At 58.0% G+C, this 3107-nt stretch carries 1 pseudogene; it reads right to left on the minus strand.

Annotation, left to right across the window (positions count from 1 at the left end):
• Positions 1-3107: pseudogene (locus FPP74_RS12100) on the minus strand (putative Ig domain-containing protein); the annotation flags it as partial.

Here is a 3107-nt window from a genome sequence, read left to right on the forward strand (position 1 = left end):
CAGAGTCAGCCTTATTCGGATCAGTACCGTCAGCAGCTTCCTGCTCGTCAGAGACACCATCACCATCAGAGTCCTTGGCAGGCTCTTCAGGAGTCTCATCCTTCACGATCGGGTTAGTGCCGGCCTTAGCCTCGGCACCATCGTTGACGCCGTCGCCATCGGTATCGGCCTCATTCGGGTTGGTACCGATCTCAATCTCAGTACGGTCAGTCAGACCATCACCATCGGAGTCAGCCTTCGTCGGATCCGTCGGCTCGTTGTTGTACTTACCGTTCTCGGAACCATCCAGCTCCTGCTTATCGCTCAGGCCATCACCATCGGTATCAGCCTTGAGCGGATCAGTACCCTTCCCCTTTTCCTCACCGTCATTCACGCCATCATCATCAGAATCAGCCTTCAGCGGGTCGGTGCCGTCCTCAATCTCCTGGGCGTCATCGACACCGTCGCCATCGGAATCGGCCTTCGTCGGATCAGTACCGCGATCCTTCTCCTCACCATCAGTCAGGCCATCACCATCGGAGTCAGCCTTATTCGGATCAGTACCGTCAGCAGCTTCCTGCTCGTCAGAGACACCATCACCATCAGAGTCCTTGGCAGGCTCTTCAGGAGTCTCATCCTTCACGATCGGGTTAGTGCCGGCCTTGACCTCGGCACCGTCGTTGACGCCGTCGCCATCGGTATCGGCCACGTTCGGGTTGGTACCGATCTCAATCTCAGTACGGTCAGTCAGGCCATCACCATCGGAGTCAGGCTCCTTCGGATCCGTCGGCTCGTTGTTGTACTTACCGTTCTCGGAACCATCAACCTCCTGCTTATCGCTCAGGCCATCACCATCAGTGTCAGCCTTGAGCGGATCAGTACCCTTCTCCTTCTCCTCACCGTCGGTCAAGCCATCACCATCAGAGTCGACCTTCAGCGGATCGGTGCCATTCTTGACCTCGTCACCATCATTGACGCCATCGCCATCAGAATCAGCCTTGTTCGGATCAGTACCGCGCTGCTTCTCCTCACCGTCACTCAAGCCATCATCATCAGAATCGGCCTTGTTCGGGTTGGTGCCGTCGGCAAGCTCTTGCTCATCCGTAACGCCGTCGTTGTCTGAGTCGCTTGCAGGCTCGGAGTTGTTGTCATCCTTGCCCTTCTCGTGACCATCGACCGCAACCTCAGCAGCGACAGGCTGGTCCAGAGACGGATCCTCAACAGTCACGGTAATCGGACCATCAACACCCTCACCCGGCGTCACGAGGACTTCACCGGTCTCCGGGTCAATCTTGACCGGAACACCCTTACCGTCCTCATCCTTGGCGGTCACCGTGGTCTTACCCGTCGGGTTCTCCACCTTCACACCAGTCGACTGCTCTTCGTCGGTAGCATCCACCGGGGTCTTGGAGGACTCGTCGACAGCTACCTGCGGACCTGCCGGCTTATCATTCTCATCGTTCGGATCAGTCGGGGCGGGGTTACCGTCTTTGTCCTTGTTGTTGACCTCGTCGCCGTCGTTAACGCCGTCTTTATCGCTGTCGGCATTAGTCGGATCGGTCGGCTCGCCGTTGTTCTTGGAGCCATCAACCTCTTCCTTATCGCTCAGGCCATCACCATCGGTGTCGACCTTCTTCGGGTCGGTGCCCTTTTCAGCTTCTTCCTTGTCCGTCAGACCGTCATTGTCGGAGTCTGCGGTGGCGTCCTTGACCACGAGCGGGAACGTCTGGGTACCGGTGTTGTCACCATCGGTGACCTTGACGGTGACGTTGTAGACCGCTTCGCCATCCTCGGTCACCATATCAGCGGTGTCCTTGTTATAGGCAGGGGTACCGGTGATCTTGCCGTTTTCATCGATGGTGATTCCCTCAGGCGCGCCGACGAGCTCATAGGTGGGGTTGGACAACCCCACACCATCAGCGGTGGTGGCTGCGACCTGGATCGGGTCAATGGCCTCATCGGACCAGGTCTCTTGCCCCTGTAGCTTATCGACGACCAAATCCTTCGGCGCCGGCTTCTCCTCGCCTGCTGGGACCTGAACAACGATGGTGTCGGTGAACTCTTCGCCATCGATAGTAGCGGTAACCGGCAGCTCAAAGACCTGCGCCGGAGCACCCGGCTCCTGCTTCGGAACGGTGATAGTTGCGACACCCTTCTCATCGAAGTCCACCTTTGTGCCCTCAGGGGCCTTGGAGGTATCTGCCGTGAACTTAGATCCCTCAGGCAAGGTATCCGCGGGCTCACCGTTGAGGGTCAGCTTCGGGGAAACCGTAGCGGTGGCGTTCTCGCCGTCCACAGCAAGGTTCTCCAGTGCTGGGTAGTCAACGCCGTAGGTGTTATCGGTCCCAGGGTCGGTTGGAGTCTCCGGCGCCGTAGCAGCTGCGACGGTTGCGGTTGCCGGCTTCGAAGGCTTCTTACCATTCTCCCTGGCAATAGCCGTGATCTCATCGTTTTCCTTGAGCTCTTCGCCCTCAGGAATATCTGCGGTGAAGGTACCCGGATTATCCGGATCCTCCTTTGCGGCTACTTCCTCACCAGACGGCAGGGTTACCTTCACCTCGCTGCCTGCAGGAGCCGTGACAGTGACCTTAGTGTCATCAGCCTTCACCGGATCAATGGACGGGGTCTTGGTAGTCAGGGTCTCGGTAACCAGGAACGTGCCACCCTTGGTGCGCTCGCCATTCGGGGACTCCGCCACGAGGGTGTACTCCGTGTCCTTTTCAAACGTGAGCTCGCCTGATTTGAATTTGCCCTCCTGGATTGCTGCGACGTCGTCAAGCGATGCAACCTCGATAGCGTCATCAGTCTCATAGTTCAGGTTGCCGTCTTCGTCTTCGCCCAGCTTGCCAGTCGGCACAGCGACAATCTTGACCGGTGCAGCGTCAGCATTCGTGACATCAAGCAGCGGGATGTCCTTGCCCTGAGTGTCCTTATCCTGCTCACGCTTAATGGTGCCCGACAAAGATTCGATCGACGGGAGGACTTCCTTCTCACCCGGCTGCGGAGCAGCAGGCTTGAAGGACTTCGCGTCTACCGGATCGGTGCCATCGGTAAGGACCTCGACATCGTCGCGAATACCATCGCCGTCAGTGTCTACAGCCGACGCGTCGGTACCAAGTTCACGCTCG

This window comes from Corynebacterium sp. NML180780 (genome assembly GCF_007786415.1).
In the GTDB taxonomy this organism is placed as follows: domain Bacteria; phylum Actinomycetota; class Actinomycetes; order Mycobacteriales; family Mycobacteriaceae; genus Corynebacterium; species Corynebacterium gottingense.